Here is a 23,597-nt window from a genome sequence, read left to right as displayed (position 1 = left end):
ACATAAATACGGAGGTTACCATGAACAAGGCGCTGAGAAATCCTCTGATTTACATCGTTTTTGTGCTGCCGGCATTCTTGCTGTTTCTGGCTTTTTTCATTTACCCGATCTTTACTGCTTTTGACAACAGCTTTACGAGCTGGAACGGCATCTCCAAAGATGTGAAGTATATTGGGTTCGATAATTATGTAACAGCCTTGAATGACGATGCTTTTTGGAAGGCTGTCAAGAACAACGTTTATTTCATTCTCTTTTCCTGTTTGATCCAGGTTCCGACGATCATAATCTTCTCCCTGTTAATCGCAAACGTGAAGCGTTTGAAGGGGCTTTATAAAACAGCGGTTTTCGCGCCGTCCATCATGTCGACGGCTGTCATCGGCATTTTATGGGGATTCATTTACAATCCGGACTTTGGTTTGATGAATGAAATTTTAGGGCTGGTTGGCATTGAACCCATCTATTGGTTATCGGATCGCAAATGGGCCATGATTGCCATCCTGATCACGAACGCGTGGCAATGGACCGGCTTTTACATTGTGATGGTGCTTGCCGCAATTTTATCCATACCGAAGGAGCTTGATGAGGCTGCGGCAATTGATGGAGCGACAGGCGTCCAACGAGCAACCAAAATCACGCTTCCCTTAATTATGCCAATTATCTCTGTTGTGATCATGCTGTCGATCGCGGGAGCCATGAAAGCGGCGGACATTATTCTGGTTATGACCAAGGGGGGGCCGGCCGGCTCAACCGACGTTATGGCGACATATATGATTCGATATGCAATTACAAGCTTCAAGCATGGCTTTGGCAATTCGATCGCCGTGCTGATCTTCCTCTTTACGATCATTGTAACGGTGCTCTACCAGGTGCTGGTCGCAAGACGCAACGAAAGGATTGAATACTGATGAGAGCAATAAAGAAACTGATCCCGCACATTTTTTTGATGGCCTACTTGCTCGTCATACTATATCCATTCCTGTTCGTCCTGTTCTCTTCCGTGAAGGTGGATAACCAGTCCATTGCAACGAACCCTTTTGGTTTGCCAAGCACGTTGGTATTTGATAACTATGTGAACGCATGGGTGAGCGCCAAGATTAGCACGTATTTCTGGAACAGCTTATATATCGGCGTGCTGTCAGCCTGCTTATCGATTCTATTTGCGGCGATGCTGGCCTTTGCCGTGACGCGAATGAGATACAACCGGATCAGCGCGATTGTCTTTCAATGTATTTTGATAGGTATGCTGATTCCAAACAACTCTCTCATGCTGCCGATATATGGCATGATGAGGCAGTTGGATATTTTGAATACGCATATGGCCCTGATTCTGCCGTATGTTGCCAATGCCATCCCGTTCTCGGTTATTATACTGGCTGCCTTCATGCGGTCGCTGCCCGGCGAAATCGAAGAAGCCGCGGTTATTGATGGATTGAGGTCCGGAGGGTTGTTTGCTAGAATTATCTTACCTCTGACCGTTCCGGCTATCGTTACCGTATTTATCATCAACTTCCTGGGTAACTGGAACGAATTCTTGCTTGCTAACTATTTCCTATCGAATGATGAACTGAGAACGCTGCCTGTCGGAATGGTCGGATTCAGGGACGCCTACAATATGAACTACGCACAAATGTCCGCGGGTATCATATTCAGCGTGCTGCCGGTCCTTATCATTTATGCCGTGCTGCAAGAGAAGATCATTGAAGGCGTCACCGCAGGAAGTGTCAAGGGGTAATACCAGGAGCAGGAGCATGCGTATGAATTTGCGGAACAAACTATTCACGGCCTTTTTGGGGCTTATTATTATTCCGTTATTTGTGCTGGGCCTATTTACATTCTTTATTACCTACAATTCGATTGAGAAAAAGTACAGCCAGCAGGCTGAATATTCGCTAAAAGCGATCAGCTACAGCATTCTGAGCGTGTTCAAGGAGATGGAGTATGTCACGGATAACGGGATTGCGACCTCCGTCTTTGCCATGGCGCTGAATGCCAAGAATCCCGATGATCAAAACCTGATTAAGGAATCCAATGCAGAACAGCTGAAACTGAACGACAGACAGCGAAACTTCAGGAATCTACTATATAATCACCCAGCCATCAGTTATGCGTTTTTATATCATTTCAATAAAGAGTCATCACCGATTCCGATATTCAGTAAAGAGGATTTCAGAACGCTGCCTTACGAGCAGTTCAAGAACAGTCCTTTATACGAAGAGGTTGTGCAGCTTAACGGAATCCCGAAATGGCTGGCTCCGCACGAATTTCCGGAATTGACGGGGGCGGAGCCGGTATTCACCCAGATCAGGCTGATTAAGGACGTGACGACACTCCGCAAGCTGGGGATCCTGGTCGTCCAGATCAAGAGGTGGGAATTTGAAGAGATTTTCCGTCATCTGACACTGCCTAACAATCTGCAGAATACATCGTTTATGTTGGTCAACAATGAAGGCTTCATTTTATTTGATCCAAATAACGATATGGATGGCCAAAATATTAGCCAGTATATGAAGCGTGACGTTGAATTTAAGCAAGGCTACCAAAGCTTTAAAGCCAAGTTTAACGGCAAGGAGAATATTGTCTCCATCTATCATCTGAATGATTACGGCTGGAATCTCGTCTCGGTGACCAACTGGAACTCGCTCTCGCAAGAGGTGACATCCTTTGCCAAGTGGTTCTTCGTCATTATGGGCCTCTGTCTGGTTACGGCGATTGTGTTCAACCGCCTGTTCATGAATCGGATTACCGGGACGATCGCTGTCATCGTACGGTTTATGCGCCGCGTGGAAGATGGGGATTTGAACGCGAGAGTTGAAGAGAAGGGAGAGGATGAGCTGCTGCTGCTGTCGAAAGGGTTCAACAATTTGATGAACCGGATCAACAATCTGTTTGCGCAGATCAAAAAGGAGCAGAGGCAGAAGACCGACGCGGAGATGCGTGTGCTGCAAGCGCAGATCAAGCCGCACTTCCTCTTTAACACTTTGGAATCGATCAACGTTCTCGCTGTACAGAATGAAGGACGCAAGGTCAGCGAAATGGTTTACCGGCTTGCCAGCATCTTGCGGATCAGTATACAGGAGAAGGAAGAAATTACGCTGGACGAAGAAATCAAGCACTTGCAGAGCTACCTTGAAATCCAGAAGTTTCGGTTCGAGGACCTGTTCGAATACGAGATTGACGTACCGAAAGAGCTTATGCACAGCCGCATTTTGAAGCTGACGCTGCAGCCGCTGGTTGAGAACAGCATACAGCATGGCTTTGAAGGGATTTCTTATACAGGATGGATACGCATCTCTGCATGGAAGGAACTCGGTAATGTCATGATTCGGGTAGAGGATAACGGGCTCGGCATGACCTCTGAGCAGTTGTCCATGTTTGAATATATGGTGTCCGAGGATAACAGATCCGAACAGACGACGATGCAAAATCTCAAAGTGAACCAGGAACGACGGGGACTTGGACTGCGGAGCGTGGCTGACCGGCTTCGCATTCAGTACGGGGATTATTACGGTCTGTTTATATGCTCAAGCCGCCCCGGCGGCACCGTTATACAATGCGTCATACCCAATTATGACAGGGGGGAAGGGCAGCATGCTGAAGGCATTATTAGTTGACGATGAGGCTCCCATCCTGAACAATCTCAGCAAGGTTCTGCCTTGGGAAGAGATGGGCATGAAGGTTGTCGGACTTGCCCGAAGCGGGATGGAAGCACTTGAAGTAGCCGATCAGTTCAACCCGGATCTGATTCTGTGTGATATCCGGATGCCCGTCATGGACGGACTGACCTTTATCACGAAGATTCGGGAGAAAGGAAGCCGGGCGGAAATCTTTTTGTTAACGGGATATCAGGAGTTTGAATATGCCCGGGAAGCGATTAAGCTGGGCGTCAAGGATTATATCAGCAAGCCGATTCATTACGGTGAGCTTGAAATGAAGATTCGGGAGATCGGGGAGGAGATCCGCAAGAAGAGGGCGAAAGAGAAGTATTACAGTACCGTTTCGCTAATCGACGAGGCTCCGAATCCTGAAGCCGTTAAGAAAACGCCGGAGCAATTGGTAACGTCTGCTCTGGAGTATATCAATACCCATATGGGACAGGATTTGGGGATTGAGGAGCTTTCGGAGCATTTAGGGATCAGCTCCAGTTACTTCTGTTTATTGTTCAAGAACCATGTCGGGCTTACCTTCGTAGAGTATTTGACGAGACAGCGGATGGAGGCGGCCAAATTCCTGTTAGTAAACAGCGACAAGAACATCGCGCAGATCGGCTCCTTTGTCGGGTATCATGAGCGGCGGTATTTTACCAAGGTATTTCAAAAGGCCACCGGCATGACTCCTTCCGAGTTCAGGGAAATGTCCGGGGAGGCAACGGTATAGGTTTTGATAGGGCCCATGCAGGCTGCTACAGTCATCACTAGATCAATCCCGGTTGGTTTTGCAAAGTCCTTTTAAATGGATAGAAAGTAGGTATGAGACCAATGAAATGGACGGCAGCAGATTTATCGTTAGAACAAAAGGTAGGACAAATGTTTATATGCGGCTTCAACGCCTTGACGCCGAATGAGCACGCCAAAATACTGATCGAACAATATCAGGTCGGAGGCATCTGCTATTTTCGCCGGAATGTGAAAACGCTGCCTCAGCTTGCCGAACTGTCAAAGTCCTTGCAGCAGCTCGCATCGGACCGCCAAAAGTTCCCGCTTCTGATCTCAATAGATCAGGAGGGCGGTATGGTTGCCCGGATTGATCATGAAGGCATCAGCCGCATTCCGGGAAATATGGCGCTTGGAGCAGCGGGCAGCGCGGAGGATGCTTACAGGGTAGCGCAAATCGGGGCGCGCGAATTGCGTTCACTCGGCGTGAACATGAATTTCGCTCCTTGCCTCGACGTGAACAACAATCCTCGTAATCCGGTCATCGGCGTGCGTTCCTTCGGCGAAGATCCCCAAGCTGTTGCCGCGCTCGGGACTGCGGCCATTAAGGGATATCAGGAAGAAGGCGTGTCCGCTACGGCCAAGCACTTCCCGGGACATGGCGATACGAGCGTCGATTCGCATCTCGGGCGGGCTTCTGTACCGCATGATCTGGAACGGCTCCGCAGCGTGGAATTGTATCCGTTCGCGCAAGCGATCCGGGACGGCGTGGACGCCATCATGACGGCACACGTCAGTTTCCCGGCGATAGAGCCGAGCGATCTGCCGGCCACGCTCTCTCGTGCAGTATTAACGGGTCTGCTGAGAGAAGAGATGGGGTTTGAAGGACTGATCATAACGGACTGCCTAGAGATGCATGCGATCTCTAAAGAGTACGGGATTCCGGAGGGCGCGATACGCGCGATCGCAGCGGGTGCGGACTGCGTACTGGTCAGCCACAATCTATCCGAGCAGACGGCGGCGATTAAGGCCGTCATTGCAGCTGTCCGCAGCGGAAGGCTTTCAGAGGATCTGATCGATACGGCTGTAGAGCGGATATTGGCGCTGAAGCAGCGTAATGCGAAGCTCGCAGAGGAGCTTCCGGTCTACCCGATTGGCGAGGTGGCGGAAGAGACCAAACAATTGCTGGCTCAAATCGCAGGCAGAGGCATCACGCTGGTGAAAGACGAAGGGCAGCTGCCTCTTAAGCCGGCTCAGGCCGTCGCGGTGATCTGGCCTGAACTGCTTTCGGCAACCCAGGTTGATGAAGCATGGAGCAAGAGCTATACCTTGGGGGATGCCTTGAGAAGTTACGGGGTTCCGGCAGACGATCTGCGTGTCGGAACCGATATGTCCGATGAAGAGGTCGAGCAGGCGGTTAAGGCAGCGGAAGGATATAAACAGATTGTGGTAGCTACGTATACTTCCGAGAGCCGTCTTCCCGCCGGCCAGCAGAAGCTGGTGAGCAAGCTGGCTGATCTTGAGGATGTGACCCTTGTTATTGTTGCTACCCGTAATCCTTATGATATCAATGATCTTCCCCCGGTTCCGACGTATTTGTGCAGCTACGAGAACACGCCCTATTATATGAATGCGGCCGCGGGGGTCTTAATGGGTCAGGTTATGCCGGAGGGTAAGCTCCCGGTAGGGATCAGCGAGGCTTATCCGCTAGGCTGGAGCGGTAATCAGGACTATGTCAACAATTGAATAAGGTTTGCTCAAACCGGAGTCTTCCTACCCAGGAATGCTCCGGTTTTCCTATTTTCCAGCCATTTCTGAGCAACTTTTCGGGAAACTTCGCGTCTAATAGTATGTCCAATAGAGGCAGACAGACTATACTGAGTGTTTTAAAGGAGTAGAGAATGAATTTCAAGAGAATCTCGATGATTACAGTCCTTGCCGCGGCACAGGTATCCATGGCATTTCCCGCGGCAGCTGAATCACCGGATATTACAGCTCCGGCGCTAAATAGCCAATCAGCGCTGCAGTCCCCGGTGGAAGGACAAAGCCAGCAGAGTAGAGAACAACAGACGGACATGCAGCAAGCGGAGGAAACATCGGCAACGCCAAAGGAAACAAATTCTGATTCAGTTGAAGGCACGATTAGCGATCCGAATGCCGAACCTTCTGCCCCCAATGAACAGCAGGAGCAGGAGGATACGGAAAACGATCCTTCCGATAATGAGGTATCAGAGAACGAAGAGGGCGGCCCATCCGGAGACACGCCCGAAGTCAGGACTTCCAATGTTGCGGCTAACGAACTTGTGCTGATGATGAACAGCAATGTGATGTACCATAACGGCAAGAAATACAAAGCCGGTCAGCCGATGGCTGTGAAGCAAGGGGTATCCTATGTCGCCATTCGCGCCATGGTTGAACGTGCAGGACTGAAGCTGTCTTACGATAACAAAACGAAGGAAACCATCATCCTTAAGGATGGCAATGAACTTCGGTTTACGACAGGAAGCAGTTATTATAAAGTCAACGGACAGGTTCGTCCGATGAAAGGCCCTGCCTACCAGAGCAGCAATGTGTTTATGGTTCCGTTAACCGCGATCACGCAAGCGCTTGATATTCCATACCAGGTGAACCAATCCGAGAAGAAGGTTATTCTCGATTTATCCGGTATGGGCAGCGGCAACGATAACGGCGAACAGTCCGGAAATAACGGCGGGGGATCTGGGAACGAGGTTCCGAACATACCGAACCTGGGTCCGAATGACCTCATCCTGATGATGAACAGCAACAAGATGTATCAGAACGGGAAAGCGTATACGGCAGGTCAGCCAATGGCAGTCAAGAATGGCGTATCCTATGTTGCCATTCGCTCCCTCGTTGATCGTGTCGGCCTGAAGCTGACCTATGACGGAAAGACAAAGGAAACGATTATTATCCGCGGTAACGATGAGCTTCGTTTTAAGACGAACAGCAGCGCATACACCGTGAACGGGGTCAGAAAATCAATGAAGGGACCGGCTTATCAGTCCAACAATACATTCATGGTGCCGCTGACCAGCATTACGCAGGCGCTGGACATTAGTTATCGGGTGGACCAGCCGAACAAACGGGTTATCCTTAGCCTGAGCTCAAAGCCGGTAGCTTCCTTCACGGTGCAGCCTGGCGAGATCCTTGCCGGACAAACAACGGTTACGTATAAGACGAATGCCTATTCCCCGACGGGCCTGGCTATTGTTGACGAGCATTGGGAAGGCCGGGAAGAGATTTTTGACGAACCCGGCGTGCATACCGTTTCCTACTCGGTACAGGATTCCAGCGGGGAGTGGAGCGACCCGTATATATTGAGCATTCAGGTATCCGCACCGAATACGCCTCCTGTTGCCATGTTCGAAACGGACAAACAGGAATATAAGATCGGTGAGAAAATAACGTACATGAATATGAGTTATGACAACGATCCTGGCGATGAGCTTACGTATAAGTGGGAAAATAACGATCAGGCCTTTTTTACGGCAGGAACGCATAAAGTGCTGCTGATTGTTACGGATAAACATGGAGCGACCAGCTCATACGAGAAGATCATCAACGTAACGAGTGAAGTGTTGTATACGCGCGATCAATTCAATCAATTGTTTACGGGCATCGGCGACAAATACACCTTTGACGGATCAGCTGTGCCGACATGGAAACTGATGCCGATTACGAGAAGCTCCGAACCGTATCTGTTGATTCGCAGCAACTCTCCGGAAACCGTCTATCAAGAGGGGATTGTCTACCGTGAGGTTGGCAATGCCAGCACGCGATTCATGATTCACCACTTGAACGCTACCGGGAAGAATATGAAGATGTATGTCGTTGCCACCAACATCAACACGATGACGGCGCGTCTGACCACGGAGTATACCGGATTGGGCGGTCCGATTAATATCCCGACAGCTACGGGTAAAGCGGCTGTCCAGCGTTATCTCGAGTCCATGCAGTCAGCGGATGCATTCAAAACGATCTCGCTCGCCCCTGGGGAAAGCCGGATCATTTTGCAAGACTTGAGCGCGCAAACCTTGAAGAATCAGCAGGTGCTCTCGATGTTTGCTGATCTCTATTCCGACTCGCCGATCCGATATGATGTCATCATGATTGATGAAGCCAAGGATCCGATTCAAAAGCTGCCTCACCTGAAACTCCATCCGAGCGATGGCGTTCATAACCGGGGAACGTATCCGGACTCGACACGGATCATTGAATCTTATGACTTGGTTGGCGACGCGCCTACCCGTCTCGCGCTCGGTGACAAGACAAACGATCCGAATCTGGAAGGGTATGACGGCATTAACGGTTCATATCAGTCCAATGCCGGGAACTTCGGTGTGCTGTACAAAATCAAGCTGCACCGCGTAGCACCCAATACGCTGATCACGCTGAATCCGCGCGGAGGCAAGTACATGGGGGCGATGATGGTGAACGGAAATATCATTCAGACGCCGAATACAAGCGGTGGCGCTGTATCTGCGCCGAATGAAGCTGCCGTTCTCTACCGTACGGGGAATTACGAGCAGACCGTAGAAATCCTGTTTACAGCGGCACCGGGAAGCAGTCTGCCAATCAACATCCTGCTCCAGCCGCTTCCGCAATTGAAGAACTAATCCATTCATCATTTATAGCAACGGGACAGCCTTCCTGGCCAGAACATGGTTAGGGCTGTCCTTTTTGTTGGTTCTTTGCTGAGGAATCATGTCATATCCCAGGCATCTGTTTTCCACTGACGGGTACCTTGCAGGCGTTTAGCCTATACAGAACCGCTTTCATTGACGCTGTCTTATTTTTCAGGCATTATAAGAAGAGAGTATCTTCAAGTAGAGGAGGTTACCTCCGTATGCTTACGACGGAACAGATCATCGACGCCATGTCGGAACATGGGCTGCGCATTACTGATCAGCGCAAGACACTTGCCAAATTGTTTGGGGAACATCCTGGCTATTTAACGGCCAAGGATGTGTACGGATATATGGGCCGGAAGTACAGCGGTTTGAGCTTCGATACGGTTTATCGGAATCTTAGGGTATTGTACGAGCTTGGCGTATTGGAGCAGGTTGTGTTCGAGGAAGGCATCAAGTTTCGAGGACGCTGCAGCGAAGAACATCACCATCATCATATGATCTGCCTGCAGTGCCAGAAGACGTACCCGATTACGTTTTGCCCGATGCAGCTGACCGATGCGCCGGATGATTTCCAGGTGGTTCAGCATAAATTCGAAGTGTTCGGCTACTGCCGCGACTGCGGCAAGGACAGTGCGGATAATGAAGTTTCACCAGGCAGTGCAGGAAAGCGGGATAGCCGGGCATGAGCACAGCGCGCAGGGTGGTGAAGGTGCCGATACACTTCTATCGGAAATTCATCTCTCCGTTGAAACCGGCGACTTGCCGATTCTATCCAACCTGCTCGGCCTATGCTCTTGAAGCGATTGAGGTGCACGGCGCGCTCAAGGGCTCCTGGCTGGCGGCCAAGCGAATAGCAAGATGCCATCCGTTTCATCCAGGCGGCATAGATATGGTTCCGCCGCGCAAGGATAAGGTGTCGTCTTCATGGACAGAGAAATAGCGTTTTATGGGGTATCCTAATGGACACGGTACGGAATGCATCCTGTCTTTTGGTCATAACCATTCTACGGACCGCGGCTCATCTTGACACGCCGCAGCCCGTTTGATTAAAATGTAAGAAATTATAGGTATATCCGAGGAAGAGATAAGTACGGAAAGCTTGCCTTGAACAGAGAGCCGGAGCAGCTGGAAACCGGTCTTGGCGAATTTCGGAAAATGGTCTTGGAGGATCCGCTTTTGAGCGCTGCAGTCGGGGTATGAAGGCTGCCGTAAAGGAGCGGCGTGAGCCAGCGTTAATGGACGGCCGGATGACGGCAGATGAGCCTGTTACCCGTAAGGGGACAGGGAATTTGGGTGGTAACACGTGAGAACAACTCTCGTCCCATGGGGACGGGGGTTTTTTGTTGTTTACTGCTGTTTTCGTAAAGAGATTGCCTGATACAAACAATCCATTTCACGGTAAAGGAAGGTTACAATGGCAGACAAAAAGACGTTTTATATTACAACGCCAATCTATTATCCAAGTGATAAGCTGCATATCGGGCATGCTTATACTACGGTGGCCGGCGACGCGATGGCCCGATACAAACGGCTTCGCGGATACGATGTCCGTTATTTGACGGGGACCGATGAGCACGGACAGAAGATTGAACGCAAAGCGGCTGAGGCTGGAAAAACCCCGCAGCAGTTCGTTGACGATATCGTGGCCGGCATTAAGGACCTGTGGAAGAAGCTGGACATATCGAACGAAGATTTCATTCGCACCACGGAGCAGCGCCATACCACGGTTGTACAGGAGGTATTTGAGCGTCTGCTGAAGCAGGATGACATCTACAAGGGCGAATACGAAGGCTGGTACTGTACGCCTTGTGAGTCGTTCTTCCTGGAACGTCAGCTTGTAAACGGCAACTGTCCGGACTGTGGGCGACCTGTTGAGCTAGTGAAGGAAGAGAGCTACTTCTTCCGCATGAGCAAATATGTGGACCGCCTGCTCCAGTATTACGATGAGAATCCGGATTTCATTCAGCCGGTATCCCGCAAGAATGAGATGATCAACAACTTCATTAAGCCGGGTCTTGAGGATCTGGCTGTGTCCCGTACGACCTATGAGTGGGGCGTGAAAGTGAAGAGCGATCCGAAACATGTGATATATGTGTGGATTGACGCTCTTCTGAATTATATAACGGCACTCGGTTACGGTACAGAAGACGCCAGCCTGTATGACAAATACTGGCCGGCCGACGTACACCTGATGAGTAAGGAGATCGTCCGTTTCCATACGATCTATTGGCCGATCATTCTGATGGCGCTCGATGTTCCGCTTCCGAAAAAGGTGTTTGCCCATGGCTGGCTGCTGATGAAGGACGGGAAGATGTCCAAGTCCAAGGGGAATGTGGTTGATCCGGTTACGATGATTGACCGGTATGGTCTTGATGCGCTTCGTTATTACCTGCTGCGTGAAGTTCCATTCGGAGCGGACGGCACCTTTACGCCGGAAAGCTTCGTGGAACGGGTGAACTCCGACCTGGCCAATGACTTGGGTAACTTGTTGAACCGTACCGTGGCCATGGTCGATAAATATTTTGACGGAGTAGTTCCTGCTTTCTCCGCCGGCGTAACGCCGTTTGATGCAGCGATCGAGGAAGCGGCTAAGTCGGTTTATGAGAAAGTCGAAACCGCTATGGAAAATATGGAATTTTCCGTTGCGCTGACGGCCATCAGTCAGTTTGTCAGCCGCAGCAACAAATATATTGATGAGACCCAGCCTTGGACGCTGGCCAAAGACGAGAACAAACGGAATGAGCTGGCATCCGTCATGAGTCACTTGGTGGAGACGCTTCGCGTTGCATCAATACTACTTCAGCCGTTCCTGACCCGTACTCCGAAAAAAATGTGGGATCAGCTTGGCCTGGCGGAAGGCGAATGGACGACTTGGGAAAGCGGACGCCAGTTCGGAGCTATACCGGCTGGAACGAAGCTTCAAAAAGGCGAGCCGATATTCCCTCGCCTGGATACAGAGCAGGAAGTGGCATACATCGCCGAGGCGATGACAGGCGGTACGAAGGCCGCTCAGGAAGAGACTTCGACCTCGACAGCAGATTCGTCCGCCGGGAGCACGGAACCTGTAGAGCTTAAAGAGGAAATCGGCATTGAGGATTTTGCCAAGGTCGAGCTGCGCGTAGCGCAGGTGATCGCAGCCGAGCCGGTGAAGAAAGCGGACAAGCTGCTTAAGCTGCAGCTTGATCTGGGATTCGAGCAGCGGCAAGTGGTATCCGGCATTGCGAAGTTTTACACGCCCGAGGAATTGGTTGGACGCAAAGTGATTTGCGTAACGAACCTGAAACCGGTGAAGCTTAGAGGCGAAATGTCGCAAGGCATGATTCTGGCCGCCTCCCACGGCGATCAGCTGACGCTTGCAACTGTACCGGACGGCATGCCTAACGGCGCAGTTGTCAAATAAAATACTCTCTCATTGAATTAAGTCGCGATAGACGGTGTACCCTGTTAAAGGGTACGCCGTTATTTTTTCCTTTAAGAGGTTGTTCAAAAAGTCCGCTTTTGATAAAGAAAACCTCTATCGAGGCCACTTCAAGGATGAGCGACCGCGATGGATAGGTAGGTTTTCTTGCGATATCGAATTTCATCAGTTCCACTGATAACCCATAAATTCTATATCTAACACGAAGCGAATCAGGAAGCAGCTCGTCATCGAATCTTGAATTCAGCCGGGCCAAAGTAAAAGCTTCCGAAGCATGTTTCCTGCGGAAACATTTCAGGTGCTCACGTACCCAACACGTACGCTCCGCTCCTGACGTCCCTAGCTTCATCCAACTGAGCGTTTTGAAAAAACGCACTTCGGAAGCATAAGCTTCGGTGCTGAAAATCGACCATTTTGAACACGCACTTTCATACGGAGGATATAACATCTCTATTGAAAATCAATAGTAAGTTTTACGATTTGGTTGACAACGGGGTTTGCCTGCTCTTATAATCTTGTTAGTAAAGATTACGATTAATTGAACGGAGCGGATATGGGGAGATGAACATGAACAAGAGAAAGAGAGAGAACAAACTTACCGGTTGGACCTGGAGTGTAACCTCTATTTTAGTGGCGGTACTCATCCTGTCGGGGTGCGGGAGTAAATCCGGCGGCGGCATTGTAGAGGGCAAGGTAAACGTCATTACGACCTTTTATCCAATATATGAATTTACGAAGGAAATTGGCGGGGATGACGCCAATGTCGTAAATCTTCTGCCAACTGGCGTGGAGCCGCATGATTGGACACCGCGCAGCCAGGATATCGTGAATACTTCCAAGGCCCAGCTGTTTCTATATAACGGTGCCGGGCTGGAAGGCTGGGTACCCGGATTTTTGAAGGGACTTGATAAAGACACGCAAGTCAAGCCGGTTGAAGTCAGTCACGGCATCCAGCTGATTGATGCTGTGGGAGACGATGGTCATGGACACGGGGAAGCAGCCCACGAAGAGGAACATGATCACAGCCACGAGGAAGGCGTTGAAGCAGAGCATGATCACAGCCATGAGGAAGGCGCCGAAGAAGATCATGCAGGACATGACCATGAAGAAGAGGCCGCCGAGACTAGCACCGACACTCATCATACGGATCCGCATACATGGGTAAGCCCAAAATCCGCGCTGGTCATGGCAGAGAATATCAAGAACAGCCTTGTCGAGGTGGATCCTGAACATAAGGACGGTTATGAACAGCGCTTTGAAGCCTTGAAAGAGAAGCTGGTCAAACTGGATAATGATTTCACAAGCGAGTTGTCCAAAATGCCGAAGAAAGACATTGTCGTATCCCACCAGGCGTTCGGATATCTATGTCGGGATTATGGTTTGACGCAGCATGCGATTATGGGGCTGTCGCCAGACGCGGAGCCGAGAGCGCAGGATATTGTGAACCTCACCAAGACGGTGAAAGAGAAGGAAGTCAAATATATTTTCTTTGAAGAGCTCGTATCCGATAAACTTGCCAAAACACTCGCAAATGAAGCAGGCGTGGAAACCTTGGTATTGAATCCAGTGGAGGGATTGACTAAGGAGCAGGCGAGCGGCGGCGAGAATTATTTCACGCTGATGGAGAAAAATTTGCAAAATCTAACGAAGGCTTTACAATAAGGAAGATGGGGGAGCATATCCCCCTCTTCTTTCGTGTTATGAACGTTTATGATGTTCATATATTGAGATAGAAAGACTACAGAGAGAAAGGCGGCCTGGTTATGGAGCCGGCAGCACAGGATTGCCACCAACCTATTATACAAATCAAGGATGTATCCTTTCATTACCGCGAGCAACAGGTGATCAAGGATCTCAATTTCACCATAAAAGAACGGGACTTCGTAGGTATTGTCGGGTCGAATGGGGCAGGCAAAACGACGCTGCTCCGCATGATCGTTGGATTGCTGCCTGCCGCAGAAGGGTCTATCGAACTGTTCGGTCAGCCGATCCGTAAGTTTCAGGACTGGGAGCGAATCGGGTACGTTCCGCAGAAAAATTCGTTTAATCCGCTGTTCCCGGCCACTGTGCGTGAAGTCGTCATGTCCGGGCTATATAATCGGAAGAAAATGTTTCGCCGTTTGAACCGCCTGGACCACCAGAAATGTGAGGACGCGCTGGAAGTGATGCGCATTCAGGATATTGCCGACAAGCGGATCGGGGCTCTGTCCGGAGGACAGCAGCAGCGCGTGTTTCTCGCTCGGGCGCTCATCAATCGTCCGGATCTGCTCATACTGGACGAGCCTACGATCGGCATTGATGCCGAGACCCAGGCCGGATTCTTTGAACTGATTACCCATATGCATGCCCATCATCACATGACGTTTTTGATGGTCACCCATGATTTGGACATGGTCAAAGACTACCTGGGAGAATCGCCGGTATCGCAGAACGGGAAAATTCAGTTTTTTGTAAGGCATTCTCATGAAATCGAAAACTGCGCGGAAGTGGATTTGCAGCATTCGCTCGTATAATGTATAGAAACAAACTTTTTGAAGCAGGAGAAGGGGACGTTATCATTGCTTGATATATTGTTTAGCGATTTTTTTCAGCGGGCGCTGATTGGAGGGATTCTGATCGGCATTACAGCTCCGCTTATCGGGATATTCCTCGTGCTGCGCAGGCTGTCCATGATCGGCGATACGTTGTCGCACGTCACGATTGCGGGCGTGGCGCTCGGATTTTTGATCGAAGTATATCCGCTTGCCGCTGGACTTGTGTTCGCGGTGCTGGCCTCATTTGCGATTGAGAAGCTGCGAAAGGCATATAAAAGTTATGCCGAGCTGTCAATCGCCATTATTATGTCTGGCGGCGTTGCGCTTGCTTCGCTGTTTTTCACCCTGGGAATGGGCTATAATACGGATGTTATGAGTTATTTGTTCGGCAGCATCTATACGCTGGATTCCACGGATATTTATATGGTGGGCGGTGTAACCGTCGTAGTCATTGCGGTTGTGGTGATGTTCTTCAAGGAGTTCTTCCTGCTCAGCTTCGAGGAGGATGCGGCCAGTGTCAGCGGCCTGCCCGTTAAGTGGATGAACATGATCATTACGGTACTGACGGCCCTTGTCGTAAGCACCGCCATCAAAATTGTGGGCGCGCTTCTGGTATCCGCATTGTTGGTGATTCCGGTAGCGATCAGCTTATTGCTGGCAAGAAGCTTTCGAGGCTCCATCGTATTATCGGTCATCATCTCCGAAATTGCCGTTATCGGGGGATTGATGCTTGCGGGCGTATTTAATTTGGCACCGGGCGCGACCATCGTGCTGCTGCTGATCAGCCTGCTTATCATTACGCTTGTCGGCAAAAAGGGCTTTACGACATAAGGGGGTTCTGAAATAAAATGGCTGATATTAATATCGGCATCGCGTTTGCTGCCGGTTTTGCTTCTTTTATATCTCCATGCTGTTTACCGCTGTACCCGTCCTACTTATCTATTATTACAGGCATGTCGGTTAATGACTTGAAGAACGAACAGAACCGCAAGGAGGTCCGATTCCGGACCATGACGCATACACTTGCGTTCATCCTTGGGTTTTCTGCTGTTTATTACACCCTTGGTTGGGGGGCAGGTCTATTCGGGGAGTTCTTCACGGAATATCAAGACTTGATCCGTCAGCTGTCTGCGCTGCTGATCATCGTGATGGGTCTTATGCTCATTGGCATTTTCCAGCCCAAGTTTTTAATGAAGGACCGGAAATTCAATTTTAAATCCAAACCGACCGGATACATAGGAACATTTCTGTTTGGCATCGGGTTTGCTGCAGGCTGGTCGCCATGCGTCGGCCCGATTTTAACGGCCATCATCGCGCTGGCAGCTTCCGATCCGGGAACCTGGTTCCCGTTGATTACCTCATACTCCCTGGGGTTTGCAGTGCCTTTTTTCATCCTGGCTTTTTTCATCGGCTCGACCCGCTGGATTCTCAAGTATTCAAGCACGCTGATGAAGGTCGGCGGCGTCTTGATGATATTGATGGGGGTTCTGCTCTTTACAGATCAAATGTACAAAATTACGATTTGGCTGCAAGGCATTACGCCGGAGTGGCTTAAATTCTAAAATCGAGCGGAAGACGGGTCCAATCATAAGTCATTATTGACATAGGGTTGGGCCAGGACTTGCCAACCGGTCTCCAAAACATGTATCATTACTAGTGCAGGTAAAACAGTGTTTTGCACGGGTTATGTAATTATAGAAAAGAGGGAATAAGATGCCGACACCTAGCATGGAGGATTATTTGGAGCGCATCTACAAGTTGATCGACGAAAAAGGATATGCGCGCGTTTCGGATATTGCCGAAGGCTTGGAGGTTCACCCCTCATCCGTCACGAAGATGATTCAAAAGCTGGACAAAGACGAATATTTGATCTATGAAAAATATCGCGGTTTGGTTTTGACCAGCAAAGGCAAAAAAATGGGCAAACGGCTCATGGAACGTCATCATTTGCTTGAGGAATTCCTTGAGATGATAGGTGTACAGGATGAAAATATTTATAGGGATGTTGAGGGAATCGAGCATCATTTAAGCTGGGATTCCATTACGAGAATTGAAACGCTTGTGGAGTATTTCAAGCGCGATGAGAATCGACTTCAGGATTTGCGTGACGTTCATAACGAATTAGTCAACGAATCGTAATGTGGCATCTGTCCGCTTGTGACAGATGCTTTTTTAAACTGAACCGTCATATTTCCAGTGTTATATTAATAAGTTAGATTACCTGCAAATTTCATATTTTCGGAGGATTAATAGAAATGAAGCTTCGTAGATGGTTGTTGGTGCTGATTATGTTATTATTGTGTCTCCCGTCGGTGGTCCCAACTGCGCAAGCGAAGGCAGCTCCTATCAGTATCCAGTTGGATGGCGAAACCTTAAACAGTGACGTATCTCCTTACATATTGCCGAAGGTTAATGTAACCATGGTTCCTACGCGGATTATCAGTGAAGGCCTGGGCGCTTCGGTAGCTTGGAATCAGAAGTTAAAGACCGTAACGATCGGACTGGACGGGTCGAATCTGCAATTGACATCCGGCAGCAAAACCGCGCTTGTGAACGGCTCATCCGTAGCACTTGATGCATCGGTTGAAATTAAGAGCGGCCGGGTTATGGTTCCGCTGCGGTTTGTCAGCGAGAACCTGGGTGTGCAGGTCGAATGGAACCAGGCGGCACAGCGCATCTCGCTGACCACAGGCACGGACGTTGTTCCTCCACCGCCGGTATCTTCGGGGGATGAAGTCAGAGGGGCCTGGATATCCACGGTGTTTAATCTGGATTGGCCGAAAACAAAGACCAGTGCTGAACAGCAAAAGGCATCTTACATCGCCTTGCTGGATTCGCTCCAGGAAGTCGGCATCAATACCGTGTACGTGCAGGTACGTCCGGCTGGCGATGCATTATATCCATCCACTATGGTGCCATGGTCCAAAGTGCTGACAGGCATTCAAGGAGCAGATCCGGGGTATGATCCGGTAGCTTTCATGGTGGAGGAAACGCATAAACGGAATATGGAGTTCCACGCATGGTTTAATCCCTTCCGGGCAAACACCGATATTTTGACAGCATCGCTCGATCCATCCCACGTTGCGCTCAGCCACCCGGATTGGATCGTGAACACAGGCAAGCAGCTGTACATCAATCCAGGGATCCCCGAAGCTCGTCAGCATATCATCGATACCATTATGGAGGTCGTGAACGGATACGATATTGACGGTATTCACCTGGATGATTATTTCTACCCATCCAATACGGTCTTCAAAGATGATGCGGCATACCGCCAATACAATCAAGGTGCTTACGCAAACCTTGCAGATTGGCGTCGCGGAAACATCAATGCATTTGTGCAATCGCTCGGTGAGAGCATTCACCGTGTGAAACCGGACGTTGAATACGGAATCAGTCCTTTCGGCGTATGGCGTAACCAGTCCGTGGACAAGACGGGATCGGATACGAAGGCCGGCGTGACGGCTTATGACAGCATGTATGCTGATGTGCGGGCCTGGATCCAGAACGGCTGGATCGATTACGTGGCTCCGCAAATCTATTGGAGCATGAATAATCCGGCCGCCGACTATGATAAGCTGGTGGACTGGTGGGCCAGCGAAGTACAAGGAACCGGTGTAGATCTCCTGATCGGTCATGCCCCCTACAAACTGGGAACCAGCGAAATTGGTTGGCAGAGCGCATCGGAGATCATCAATCAATTGAAGTACAATCAGAATTATGCCGAGGTTAAAGGCAGCATTTTCTTTAGAGCAGAGAATATTTTAAGTAATCCGTTAGGCATTAAAGATCAATTGCAATCATATTATAGATAAATCGGCACGTCCCATAGGTATGAAACATCCCCCGCGCTCATACATAGTCATTAGACCATGTGAGGCGGGGGATTTTATATGCAAATTAATGCGGTATTTGAAGGTGGGGGAGTGAAGGGGATCTCGCTTGCCGGGGCTGTCAAGGCCGCGGAGAATGCCGGCATGGAATTCAGCCGTGTTGCCGGAACCTCCTCCGGTTCGATCGTGGCATCCGTGCTGGCAGCAGGTTACCGGGCAGACGAGATCAAGCGCATTATTGAGGAGACGCCCTTTCATTCGTTTCTCCAGCGAGCACCGATCTTTAATACGAAGTTTATAGGTCCCGCCTTGCGGGTGTTGATTAAGAAGGGGCTGTATTCCGGGGAAGCCCTGGAGAACTGGATTAGGGAGATCCTGCTTGCCAAAGGGATATTTACGTTTTCCGACATCCCGGCAGGCAAGCTGTATATCGTGGCTTCGGACATTACGAATGGAAGGCTGCTGGTGCTTCCGGACGACCTTCGTCAATATGGCATAAACCCTGCAACATTTCCCGTGGCCAAGGCTGTGCGCATGAGCTGCAGCATTCCGTATTTTTTCGATCCCGTCATTCTTCGCTTATTGGGCAGGGCCGCTAAGGGCAAGTCGTTCGGCGAACAATTTGTCTACATTGTGGATGGGGGACTTCTTAGCAACTTTCCGTTATGGCTCTTTGACCGAGAGTCGAAGGGGGGACCTAAGCCGCTGCCAGTGCTTGGCTTTCAGATGGTCGGAAAGAACAGTAACTTGCCTCATCTGATCGAAGGCCCGATCGGCATGTTAACCGCCATGTTTGAGACGATGCTTTCCGCTCACGATGAACGGTATATTGAACAGCAAAACCGGAATCGAACGATTAAAATTCCGACGCTGGGCATTGGTACCACTCATTTTAATCTGACCAAGGAGGAAAGCGAGAATTTATACAATTCGGGATTAACGGCGGGCACGATGTTTTTCGCCCGCTGGAACTCCGAACATTAAAAAACCGTCCGGCCGGCATGAGTTTGCACGGTTGGACGGTTTTCTTGTTAGTGATATTTAGGAACATCATCGGATGGGTCGGGTTTTCCTTTTTGCCCATCGATAACCTGAAACGGGTACTGTTTACGTTTTGCGGCCGGACTGCTCTTTCGTGCGGTGCTCTGTTTAGCCGCCAGCTTAGCTGCGGTTCGCTTGGAAGGTTTCACCTTAGGCCGCTTGTTAAAACGACGAGGCGGGAACTTATAGAGCACATACACGACAGCCACAATAATGAGTGGAATCATCATATTCATTCTTGATCCAGGGTCTAACAGGAATACCAGTAGCCCTATGGCGGCTAACGTGATCGCCGTCCAAAAAATGATCGCATGCCTTCTCATGGATTATCACCCTTTCGCGGGATCCAGCACACTTCCTGTCACAGATTGGTGAACTGTAACATTCTCGTATTGAGCATCTAACTCACGCATTCTGTTAAAGGATGCGATGGATACTTCAACTTGATCATCAGTAGGTTCCTTCGTCGTTAAAAGCTGCAGCCACAGACCGGGATATCCGAGGAAACGGAGTACCGGCATGTCTCGCATGGCATTGGTAAGTTTCAGGAACTCAAAGGAAACGCCAAGCACGACCGGAAGAAGCGCGATTCTTTGAATGACCCGCTGCGTCATGGTATCCCATGGCACCACCGAGTAGACGACAACGCCGAGAACAATGGTCAGCATCATGAAGCTGCTGCCGCAGCGATAATGCAGTCGCGTATATTTCTGTACATTCTTCACCGTCAGCTCTTCGCCGGCTTCAAATGCGCTGATGACTTTGTGTTCGGCACCGTGGTATTGGAACAGTCTTTTAATGACAGGTGTCTGGGAGATTGCCCATAAATACACGAGCAGCAGTATTAATTTAATTACGCCTTCAATCAGGTTATGCACAATATAGTGATCAAATGTATCGCCAAAAAAGAAATCCTCTACAAAGACAGGAACGAGTGTAAACAGCAGCTTACCGAATACGAAGGAAAGCACGCTGACGGCGGCCACACCGATGATCATGCTTAGACTCCAGCCGGTGTCTTCTTTCTCCTTCTGTTTCTCACGTTCTTCAGGCTCCAGGGTATCGTCAGCATATGCATCCGCAGAGTAATTCAAATGTTTGGAACCTTTAATTGTAGAATCTATGAGACTGACGATGCCGCGAAGAAGCGGAATCTTCCGCAGCTTTCGAACCCAAGCCTTGTCTTCGCGAGGCACCTCGAGAAACTTGATTTCGTTATTTTTACGCCGCACGGCCGTCACATTCACATGCTTGCCGCCGAACATAACGCCTTCGATTACAGCTTGGCCTCCATAGCTGATCGGGGTTGACTTATCGGACAACCAGTTCACCCTCCCTGACATGTTTTTCGTTCTATGAACTATTGTATCGAATTTTGAAAGTAATTTCTAGTTGGATTAGGGCAGGGGAAGCGGAGCATACTACCTTCAAAGATGAAATGGAGTCACAGCGGGCATTCGATAATTGAAAAAGAGGAGAATCAATAGATGCATGAACATCAATTTCGCAAGCAGAACCAAGTCACCAATCCGTTTACGTTTGCCCTGGAACTGGGCTATTTTGCAGGTCTGATCTGGGGGGCCGTGCTGTGGATATTTTACTGGCTAAAATTCACGAAGGTGCTTCCAGGCTTTTTGCTGGAGCCGTTCTTCAAGCATGAGTTCCTCGCGACGACAGCAGGCCAAATTGCCGGTTGGCTGTCCTTTATCGCATTTTCCGTCATCGCTTCCCTCATTTACGTCACCTTGTTCAGGAAGCTGAAGGGCCCATGGCCCGGGATTGCATACGGAATCGTATGGTGGGCGGTGCTGTTCGTCGCGCTCAATCCATGGCTGCGGCTGACGGACCCGGTGAAGAAGCTGCCTTGGGATACAAACATCTCTGAGGTTTGTATTTTTATATTATGGGGACTATTTATCGGTTATACGACTGCGCAGGAATTCACCGATGAGAAACTGCGCGAACCGAAGAAGGTGGCGGGCTAGGCAAGAAAAACTTCTCAACCCTATCCCGCCTATGGTAAAATAGCTTTTGGTTATTTGACGAAAAGGTGGGAAGCCCTATGAAATCCATATGGGTGATAAACGGACCGAACTTAAACCTGCTCGGCTTCCGTGAACCGGGCATTTATGGTTCACTCAGCCTGCAGGCGATCGAAGATAATTTGCGTAAACAGGCGGATCTCGCCGGTATCGGTATTACCTTCTATCAGTCCAATCATGAAGGTGCTATCATCGACCGTATTCATGAAGCTATTGGACAGGCGGACGGCATACTTCTTAACCCGGGAGCACTGACTCACTACAGCTATGCTGTACGTGATGCCATCAGTTCTGCCCGTATTCCGACAGTGGAAGTTCACCTATCGAACATTCATGCCAGGGAGGAATTTCGTCATACCTCCGTCATCGCACCTGTTGCTGTCGGACAAATCGCGGGTTTTGGCGCAGCGAGTTACACACTGGGCTTGTCGGCCCTTTTGCAAGTCCTGAACGACCAAGAAGGATAGCTAATCGGATCAGATGTTAGAAAGCTTTAACCGAGAGGTTGCTTTTTGCTATCAGAAGAATTACAGCTAACCGTAACTGGCGACTTAGAAATACGTCGAATATGTTTCTTGAGCCGGCTTGGGAAATGGGTGAGAGGAGAGGTTAGAATGAGTAACAAACGAGTGGTTAAACTGCGCGAGAAACTTCAGACAAAAGGCTTGACGGCTATGCTGGTGGCAAGCCCGATCAATCGCAGATATTTAACAGGCTTTACCGGCTCTGCCGGTTATGTGCTGATCACACGGGATAATGCCTATCTGTTGACTGATTTCCGCTATATGACCCAAGCTCCACAACAAGCCGTCGGCTTTCGAGTGGTTGAGCATGGACCGAAGGTTATGGAGACGGTCAAGGAATTGCTATCTTCCGAGGGAATAACATCGCTTGGATTTGAACAGGACCATGTTACATACGGCGTATTTTCGGCCTATTCGGAACAGCTCGCGCCAATTAGCCTGGTGCCGGTTTCAGGTCTTGTAGAGGATCTGCGCATATTCAAGGATGCGGAAGAATTGAGCATTATGCAGCGGGCTGCCGATTTGGCTGACCGGACGTTCAGCCATGTGCTGACGATTCTGGCTGCCGGCAAAACGGAGCGCGAAATCGATCTGGAGATGGAAATGTTCATGCGCAAGCATGGCGCAACCGCGTCTTCCTTTGATACCATTGTCGCTTCCGGCGAGCGTTCGGCTCTTCCGCACGGCGTTGCCAGCGAGCGAGTGATTCAAGGGAACGAATTCGTTACGTTCGATTTCGGAGCGCTGCTTGACGGATACTGCTCCGATCTCACTAGAACCGTTGCGCTCGGAAGTCCTGATCCTAAGCTGAAGGAGATCTATGATATCGTGCTGGAAGCGCAGCTTCATGCACTGGATCATATTAAACCCGGTATGACAGGACGCGAGGCGGACGCCTTAACCCGTGATATTATTACCCGTTATGGATACGGGGAATACTTTGGTCACAGCACCGGGCACGGATTGGGTATGGAGGTTCACGAATCTCCAAGACTGTCCAAGCTGAGTGATGATGTGCTGCAGCCGGGCATGGTGGTAACAGTAGAGCCGGGCATATACTTGCCTGGGCTTGGCGGTGTCCGTATTGAAGATGATATCGTGATTACGGAATCGGGTATTCATGTACTAACAAGCTCGTCCAAAGACTACACTGTGCTTTAGGAGACTGTTCAAGAAGCTAGCT

The 23,597-nt window shown here is 49.8% G+C and carries 21 protein-coding genes; 19 read left to right on the top strand and 2 right to left on the bottom strand.

The annotated features are described in order from the left end of the window. Positions 1-20 precede the first annotated feature (20 nt). The 16 genes from DP091_RS03210 (at position 21) to DP091_RS03130 (ending at position 19,791) form a co-directional block, all read left to right on the top strand. Positions 21-905, top strand: coding sequence for a carbohydrate ABC transporter permease (locus DP091_RS03210; RefSeq protein ID WP_113057029.1), 885 nt, complete (start codon positions 21-23; stop codon positions 903-905). After that, entirely contained in the window at positions 905-1,732 is an 828-nt protein-coding gene (locus DP091_RS03205; protein WP_100536214.1) for a carbohydrate ABC transporter permease, read from the top strand. The genes DP091_RS03210 and DP091_RS03205 overlap by 1 nt, the downstream gene beginning before the upstream one ends. A 22-nt stretch (positions 1,733-1,754) precedes the next feature. Beyond that, the gene (locus DP091_RS03200) at positions 1,755-3,611 is read left to right on the top strand and encodes a cache domain-containing sensor histidine kinase (RefSeq protein WP_113057252.1); all 1,857 of its coding nucleotides are present in this window, start codon (positions 1,755-1,757) and stop codon (positions 3,609-3,611) included. Then, positions 3,589-4,374: a response regulator transcription factor gene (locus DP091_RS03195; protein ID WP_113057028.1), complete on the top strand. Its 786-nt coding sequence runs from the start codon at positions 3,589-3,591 to the stop codon at positions 4,372-4,374. Before DP091_RS03200 ends, DP091_RS03195 begins: the two co-directional genes overlap by 23 nt. A gap of 101 nt (positions 4,375-4,475) precedes the next feature. Beyond that, positions 4,476-6,116: a beta-N-acetylhexosaminidase gene (gene nagZ / locus DP091_RS03190; protein WP_113057027.1), complete on the top strand. Its 1,641-nt coding sequence runs from the start codon at positions 4,476-4,478 to the stop codon at positions 6,114-6,116. Positions 6,117-6,271: 155 nt separating this feature from the next. Beyond that, complete coding sequence (locus DP091_RS03185; protein WP_113057026.1) at positions 6,272-9,007, top strand: stalk domain-containing protein; 2,736 nt, start codon at positions 6,272-6,274, stop codon at positions 9,005-9,007. A 230-nt stretch (positions 9,008-9,237) separates the two neighbouring features. Further along, positions 9,238-9,708: a Fur family transcriptional regulator gene (locus DP091_RS03180; RefSeq protein WP_113057025.1), complete on the top strand. Its 471-nt coding sequence runs from the start codon at positions 9,238-9,240 to the stop codon at positions 9,706-9,708. After that, a complete protein-coding gene (gene yidD / locus DP091_RS03175) occupies positions 9,705-9,962 on the top strand; it encodes a membrane protein insertion efficiency factor YidD (protein ID WP_113057024.1) in 258 nt (85 codons plus the stop codon). Before DP091_RS03180 ends, yidD begins: the two co-directional genes overlap by 4 nt. A 474-nt stretch (positions 9,963-10,436) precedes the next feature. After that, complete coding sequence (gene metG, locus DP091_RS03170) at positions 10,437-12,422, top strand: methionine--tRNA ligase (RefSeq protein ID WP_113057023.1); 1,986 nt, start codon at positions 10,437-10,439, stop codon at positions 12,420-12,422. A 585-nt stretch (positions 12,423-13,007) separates the two neighbouring features. Next, positions 13,008-14,102 carry a metal ABC transporter solute-binding protein, Zn/Mn family gene (locus tag DP091_RS03160; protein ID WP_113057021.1) on the top strand — a complete coding sequence of 365 codons (1,095 nt, stop codon included), beginning with the start codon at positions 13,008-13,010 and terminating at the stop codon, positions 14,100-14,102. 101 nt (positions 14,103-14,203) lie between these two features. Then, the gene (locus tag DP091_RS03155) at positions 14,204-14,953 is read left to right on the top strand and encodes a metal ABC transporter ATP-binding protein (RefSeq protein WP_113057020.1); all 750 of its coding nucleotides are present in this window, start codon (positions 14,204-14,206) and stop codon (positions 14,951-14,953) included. Positions 14,954-14,998: 45 nt separating this feature from the next. After that, positions 14,999-15,805, top strand: a complete 807-nt coding sequence (locus DP091_RS03150; protein WP_113057019.1) for a metal ABC transporter permease — start codon at positions 14,999-15,001, stop codon at positions 15,803-15,805. A 17-nt stretch (positions 15,806-15,822) separates the two neighbouring features. Continuing rightward, on the top strand, positions 15,823-16,536 hold the full coding sequence (locus DP091_RS03145; RefSeq protein ID WP_009591263.1) for a cytochrome c biogenesis CcdA family protein: 714 nt from the start codon (positions 15,823-15,825) through the stop codon (positions 16,534-16,536). Positions 16,537-16,687: 151 nt separating this feature from the next. After that, complete coding sequence (gene mntR, locus DP091_RS03140; RefSeq protein WP_009591262.1) at positions 16,688-17,113, top strand: transcriptional regulator MntR; 426 nt, start codon at positions 16,688-16,690, stop codon at positions 17,111-17,113. A 116-nt stretch (positions 17,114-17,229) separates the two neighbouring features. Further along, complete coding sequence (locus DP091_RS03135) at positions 17,230-18,789, top strand: family 10 glycosylhydrolase (protein WP_113057018.1); 1,560 nt, start codon at positions 17,230-17,232, stop codon at positions 18,787-18,789. A 78-nt stretch (positions 18,790-18,867) separates the two neighbouring features. Next, positions 18,868-19,791 (top strand): patatin-like phospholipase family protein, encoded by a 924-nt coding sequence (locus DP091_RS03130; RefSeq protein WP_113057017.1) that lies wholly within the window; start codon positions 18,868-18,870, stop codon positions 19,789-19,791. Between the two features lie 47 nt (positions 19,792-19,838). Here DP091_RS03130 and DP091_RS03125 read toward each other — a convergent pair whose 3' ends face one another. Then, complete coding sequence (locus DP091_RS03125; protein WP_113057016.1) at positions 19,839-20,171, bottom strand: hypothetical protein; 333 nt, start codon at positions 20,169-20,171, stop codon at positions 19,839-19,841. A gap of 6 nt (positions 20,172-20,177) precedes the next feature. Further along, positions 20,178-21,170 (bottom strand): DUF1385 domain-containing protein, encoded by a 993-nt coding sequence (locus DP091_RS03120; RefSeq protein WP_113057015.1) that lies wholly within the window; start codon positions 21,168-21,170, stop codon positions 20,178-20,180. 165 nt (positions 21,171-21,335) lie between these two features. Here DP091_RS03120 and DP091_RS03115 point away from each other — a divergent pair, with 165 nt between their 5' ends. The 3 genes from DP091_RS03115 (at position 21,336) to DP091_RS03105 (ending at position 23,575) form a co-directional block, all read left to right on the top strand. Next, positions 21,336-21,833, top strand: a complete 498-nt coding sequence (locus DP091_RS03115; protein WP_113057014.1) for a YqhR family membrane protein — start codon at positions 21,336-21,338, stop codon at positions 21,831-21,833. Between the two features lie 77 nt (positions 21,834-21,910). Further along, on the top strand, positions 21,911-22,357 hold the full coding sequence (aroQ, locus tag DP091_RS03110) for a type II 3-dehydroquinate dehydratase (RefSeq protein ID WP_098742943.1): 447 nt from the start codon (positions 21,911-21,913) through the stop codon (positions 22,355-22,357). A 147-nt stretch (positions 22,358-22,504) separates the two neighbouring features. Further along, positions 22,505-23,575: a M24 family metallopeptidase gene (locus DP091_RS03105; protein WP_113057013.1), complete on the top strand. Its 1,071-nt coding sequence runs from the start codon at positions 22,505-22,507 to the stop codon at positions 23,573-23,575. Positions 23,576-23,597 lie beyond the last annotated feature (22 nt).

Origin of the sequence: Paenibacillus sp. MDMC362 (assembly GCF_003269305.1) — a bacterium.
In the GTDB taxonomy this organism is placed as follows: Bacteria; Bacillota; Bacilli; order Paenibacillales; family Paenibacillaceae; genus Paenibacillus_AQ.
The sequence above is the reverse complement of the archived record's forward strand: the minus strand, read 5'-3'. Positions and strand labels throughout refer to the sequence as shown.

Coding starts and splice junctions, on each gene's coding strand:
- DP091_RS03210 (WP_113057029.1), top strand. CDS start 21: ATGAACAAGGCGCTGAGAAATCCTCTGATTTACATCGTTTTTGTGCTG.
- DP091_RS03205 (WP_100536214.1), top strand. CDS start 905: ATGAGAGCAATAAAGAAACTGATCCCGCACATTTTTTTGATGGCCTAC.
- DP091_RS03200 (WP_113057252.1), top strand. CDS start 1,755: ATGAATTTGCGGAACAAACTATTCACGGCCTTTTTGGGGCTTATTATT.
- DP091_RS03195 (WP_113057028.1), top strand. CDS start 3,589: ATGCTGAAGGCATTATTAGTTGACGATGAGGCTCCCATCCTGAACAAT.
- nagZ (WP_113057027.1), top strand. CDS start 4,476: ATGAAATGGACGGCAGCAGATTTATCGTTAGAACAAAAGGTAGGACAA.
- DP091_RS03185 (WP_113057026.1), top strand. CDS start 6,272: ATGAATTTCAAGAGAATCTCGATGATTACAGTCCTTGCCGCGGCACAG.
- DP091_RS03180 (WP_113057025.1), top strand. CDS start 9,238: ATGCTTACGACGGAACAGATCATCGACGCCATGTCGGAACATGGGCTG.
- yidD (WP_113057024.1), top strand. CDS start 9,705: ATGAGCACAGCGCGCAGGGTGGTGAAGGTGCCGATACACTTCTATCGG.
- metG (WP_113057023.1), top strand. CDS start 10,437: ATGGCAGACAAAAAGACGTTTTATATTACAACGCCAATCTATTATCCA.
- DP091_RS03160 (WP_113057021.1), top strand. CDS start 13,008: ATGAACAAGAGAAAGAGAGAGAACAAACTTACCGGTTGGACCTGGAGT.
- DP091_RS03155 (WP_113057020.1), top strand. CDS start 14,204: ATGGAGCCGGCAGCACAGGATTGCCACCAACCTATTATACAAATCAAG.
- DP091_RS03145 (WP_009591263.1), top strand. CDS start 15,823: ATGGCTGATATTAATATCGGCATCGCGTTTGCTGCCGGTTTTGCTTCT.
- mntR (WP_009591262.1), top strand. CDS start 16,688: ATGCCGACACCTAGCATGGAGGATTATTTGGAGCGCATCTACAAGTTG.
- DP091_RS03135 (WP_113057018.1), top strand. CDS start 17,230: ATGAAGCTTCGTAGATGGTTGTTGGTGCTGATTATGTTATTATTGTGT.
- DP091_RS03130 (WP_113057017.1), top strand. CDS start 18,868: ATGCAAATTAATGCGGTATTTGAAGGTGGGGGAGTGAAGGGGATCTCG.
- DP091_RS03125 (WP_113057016.1), bottom strand. CDS start 20,171: ATGAGAAGGCATGCGATCATTTTTTGGACGGCGATCACGTTAGCCGCC.
- DP091_RS03115 (WP_113057014.1), top strand. CDS start 21,336: ATGCATGAACATCAATTTCGCAAGCAGAACCAAGTCACCAATCCGTTT.
- aroQ (WP_098742943.1), top strand. CDS start 21,911: ATGAAATCCATATGGGTGATAAACGGACCGAACTTAAACCTGCTCGGC.
- DP091_RS03105 (WP_113057013.1), top strand. CDS start 22,505: ATGAGTAACAAACGAGTGGTTAAACTGCGCGAGAAACTTCAGACAAAA.